Genomic DNA, 3,881 nt, shown 5'->3' with positions numbered 1-3,881 from the left:
GCTGGAGCTGTGGCGGCGCCGCTGGCGGGTGCCGCGCATGGTGCAGAGCGTGAGCGACGACCAGCGCCTCACCCTCGACCTGGCGGACGAGCGCCACCGGGAGCTGCTGCGCCACGCATGGACCGGCAGCGCCGGCGGATACCTCCAGGAGGCGCCCGAGCGACCGGCCGACTGGCTGGGCGAGGGCGGCCGCGCCAACGAGCTGGCCTTCGCCCTCATCCGTCGCTCCCCCGGCACGGCCCGCACCCCGGCCGTGGCACCGCCCCGACGGCGGACCGTGCACGGCCCCGGCTCGACCTGGCTGTACGCCAAGCTGTACTGCGCCACGGCCCGCCAGGACGACCTGCTCAGCCAGGAGCTGCCCGCGCTGCTGGAACACCTCCCCGCCGCGGTCGACCGCTGGTTCTTCATCCGCTACCTCGACCCGGATCCGCACCTGCGGCTGCGCTTCCACGGCGACCCGGCCGCGCTCTGCGGCGAACTGCTCCCCGCCCTCGGCGCCTGGGCCGACCGCCTGGCCACCGCCGGGCTCGCCGACCGGCTGGTCCTGGACGGCTACGAACCGGAGTTGGAGCGCTACGGCGGCCCGGCGGCGATGGCGGCGGCCGAGCGGGTGTTCGCGGCGGACAGCCGTTCCTGTCTGGAGCAGCTGCGGCTGCTGCGCGAACGCCGCCTGGACGTCCACCCGTTGACCCTCGCCGCCGCCAACTACGTCGACCTGGCCCACCACTTCGGCGACCTCGGCCTGCTCACCCGGCTCCACCGCGCCACCGAACGGCACGAACTGCCGTCGGCCGTACGGGAACAGGCCAAATCGCTGATCGACCCCAGCGGCCACTGGACGGAACTCGGCCGGCTGCCCGGCGGAAGCGACCTCCTCGCCTCCTGGGACGAGCGGGCCGCCGCCCTGGCCGCCTACCGCGCACAGCTGGACGAGGAGTGGAGCGGCCCCGACACGGCGCTCGGGGCGCTGCTGCACATGCACCACCACCGGCTGATCGGCGTGGACCGCGCGGGCGAGGAGCGCTCGCTCGCCCTGGCACGGCGGACGGTGCGGGCGCACCAGGGGCGGGTGGCCGCGCTCGGCACGGTCGAGGCCGTCGCGTGATCCGACCGAGCAACCACGCGGACACCCTCACGCCCCTGCGCGAACGTGCCGCCGCAGCCGTCGCAGCCACCGCCGAACGCCTCGCCGACCCCGAGCGGGTGGCCGCCGCGCTCTCCGTCTCCGGCCCGCCAACTCGACGCCGCCAACGAGCAGGCACTGCGCGAGGCCGTCGCCCAGGTCACCCGCACCACAACCGTCCTGGTGATCGCCCACCGCCTGGCCACCGCCGCCGACTCGGACCGCACCGTCGTCCTCGACGCCGGCCGCATCCGCGCCATCGGCACCCACACCGACCTGCTCGCCCGGGACGACCCGTACGCCGCCCCCGCCCGCACCCAGCTCCTGGCCGTCTGACCGGGCCCGCCGGCGCCCCCGGAACCGCCACCGCACGGATCCGGACCCGAGGTCAGCCCGGTGGCCGCTCGCGCCCGACTTCAGCCCCTCCGACCTCTGGGCCGAGGTCCGCTCCCGGGCCCTGTGCACCGAAGACGAAAATCGCTTGATCCGGCGTCAGGGGGTCGTGCCAGGCTGGCCCGGTGATTCTGGAGCTGTACCCCGGCGGTCTCGCCTGGGACGAGATGGACCCCGCCCTGCACCCCTTCGACTACGACTCGGCCGACCGCGAGGTGCGCGCACTCGCACCGGCCCGGAACGTGCCCCGCCGGCCGGACCTCAGCGTCATCGATCCCGCGATGACCCAGTGGGGGTGGACCGTGGCCGAGCGCTGGACCGACGCCATGACGCTCGCCCTCGTCCAACACTTCGGCAGCTGGGCCGGGGGCTGGCGCTACTCGGTAGGCGAAGCGGGCCTCGACGGCGGGCCGGTCGGCAACTGGTGCTGCCCCCGGGACTCGGTCACCACCCCGGAGGAGACGGTCGAGCGTGTCATCGCCTCGCTGTACGAGTGGCGCGGGTGGCTGGAGAGCCTCGCCGACCGCTTCGAGGCGTACCCGCTGGACCCGGCCGCCATCGACGACCAGCGGATCCTGTGGGAGCGTGCCGCCCGGAACCTCATCCAGCAGGTGATCGACCGCACCGGCGCCGAGAGCGCCTGGTACGGGCACTGTCACGAGGTGCTCACCTGGTTCCTCAGCCGCTGGGGGTTCGCGCCGGACGCCGCCCGGCAGTTGGTCCGGCAGGCGATCGGCGGACGGTTCACGAGCTGGACCGCCCCGAAGCTGGTCCTGATCGACGACGTCGCCGAGCGGATCGCGCTGGCGCTGCCCCTCGCAGAGGCCGTGCCCCACCCCGCCGATCCCGCACCCGACCACCTGCGCGACTGGCTCGCCCTGCGCGGGACCGTCGCCTGGCCGGAGCCCTCGCCCGAGGCCGGGCACGGACCCGTGACACCGGAGCGTGACGGCGCCGCCGAGGACATCCGCGAGTTCGACGGCGCCCTCGACCCGGCCCGTGCGGCCGGCCTGCTCGCGGCCCTCGACCGGCTGCGGGCGGACGCCGCACGCGGCGCCGCACTCGACTTCGACCTGCTCAGCGGCTGGCAGCAACACGTCCTGGGCACACCGCAGCCGCCGCCCTTCCGCACCCTGCCCGCCTTCGCCAAGGAAGGCCGGGAACGCTACGGCATCGCCCCCGACACCCGCACCCGCCTCGACTCCTGCCTCGCCGAGAGCGCGGCCGACAGCGACCTCCCGCTGACCGCCCGCGCGGCCCGCGCCTACCTCGACGTGTGCTACTTCCACCCGTTCGACGACGGCAACGCCCGCGCCGCCTTCCTCACCCTGCTCTTCGTCCTGGCCCGCGAGGGCATCACCCTCGACGGCGTCAGCCTGCTGCGCCGAGTGAGCTTCCAGGCCGACCACCCCGACGACCCGCCGACCCTCGCTCGCTACATCGACGTCCACCTCAGAGAAACCCGGCGAAGCGCCGGCTGAGCGGCTCCCGAGGCCGCGTGAGAAGTCGGACCGGCCGACTTCTCACGCGCAGATGCGCTCGGAGGAGACCCTGGCTCCGCCCGGCTGCGGGAACGCCACCGTTGTGGCCGTGGTGCTGCCGTCCGCGCGGCGGACCTCGGCCCGCAGCGTGCCCAGTACGGCCCACGGGGTCCCGACGGCGTAGACGGCGCGGCGGCCGTACGGGGTCGGGAAACTGACCACGCGTTCGGCGGCGAGGTGCTGGTCGCCGCAGGCGAGGTCCAGGACCTCCTCCTGGTCGGCGTAGAGAAAGCTCACCCAGCGACCGCCGGCCACACTGGCCGGGTCGTCGAACACCCTCACGGCGGGCGTGCTGCCGTCGGGAAGCGGGTTGGCGCTGCAGCCGACCTCCCGGACGTCACTGTCATCCGGGAGGTTGAACTCCCGCCCAGTACAGGACCGGCCGTCGGGGAGGGGCCAGAAGAACCAGATCGTGCCACCCTGGTCCCGGTAGTAGGCCCACTGGTCCTTGGGCGGGGTGCCCGTCGCGGCGCGGATCCGTTGAAGGCCGGCCGCGACCTCGTCGGAGAACGGCACCCTGACCGCGCTCTGCGGGACGGTGGCCGAGGCGGCCGGGCCGGCGTGCGTGGACGTCGACGTGGCGCAGGAGGCCAGGGTGCTGAATGCCAGTCCGATGACCGTCGAAATGGCGGCATGACGCCGCAGCGAGTCGGTTTTCACGTTTTCCCCCCGTGTACGACCGCTTCGATCCTACGGTCAACTCGCCCGTACGACATCGGATTGGGGGTGAGGAGGCTCAGCGGTACCAGGTGCGGATCGCGTCCGCGGTCTCCCGTACGTCGGCCTGGCCGGCGCGGACGCGGGCGGCGAGGTCGACGGCC

General features: G+C 74.2%; 3 protein-coding genes and 1 pseudogene. 3 read left to right on the top strand and 1 reads right to left on the bottom strand.

The genetic code is table 11. From position 1 onward, the window contains the following. The 3 genes and pseudogenes from ACFQ87_RS45000 to ACFQ87_RS44990 all read left to right on the top strand — a co-directional run. Positions 1-1,108: thiopeptide-type bacteriocin biosynthesis protein (locus ACFQ87_RS45000; protein WP_380616842.1), on the top strand; the 1,108-nt coding region annotated here is incomplete at its 5' end. Positions 1,109-1,237: 129 nt separating this feature from the next. Continuing rightward, positions 1,238-1,462, top strand: a pseudogene (locus ACFQ87_RS44995) (ABC transporter ATP-binding protein); the annotation flags it as partial. Positions 1,463-1,644: 182 nt separating this feature from the next. Continuing rightward, the gene (locus ACFQ87_RS44990; protein ID WP_380616841.1) at positions 1,645-3,000 is read left to right on the top strand and encodes a Fic family protein; all 1,356 of its coding nucleotides are present in this window, start codon (positions 1,645-1,647) and stop codon (positions 2,998-3,000) included. Positions 3,001-3,042: 42 nt separating this feature from the next. Here ACFQ87_RS44990 and ACFQ87_RS44985 read toward each other — a convergent pair whose 3' ends face one another. Then, entirely contained in the window at positions 3,043-3,720 is a 678-nt protein-coding gene (locus ACFQ87_RS44985; RefSeq protein ID WP_380616840.1) for a hypothetical protein, read from the bottom strand. Between the last annotated feature and the right edge of the window lie 161 nt (positions 3,721-3,881).

It is taken from the genome of Kitasatospora sp. NPDC056531 (genome assembly GCF_042794375.1).
Classification (GTDB): Bacteria; Actinomycetota; Actinomycetes; order Streptomycetales; family Streptomycetaceae; genus Kitasatospora.
Note: the sequence above shows the minus strand (reverse complement) of the source record. Positions and strands in the feature narration are given on the sequence as shown.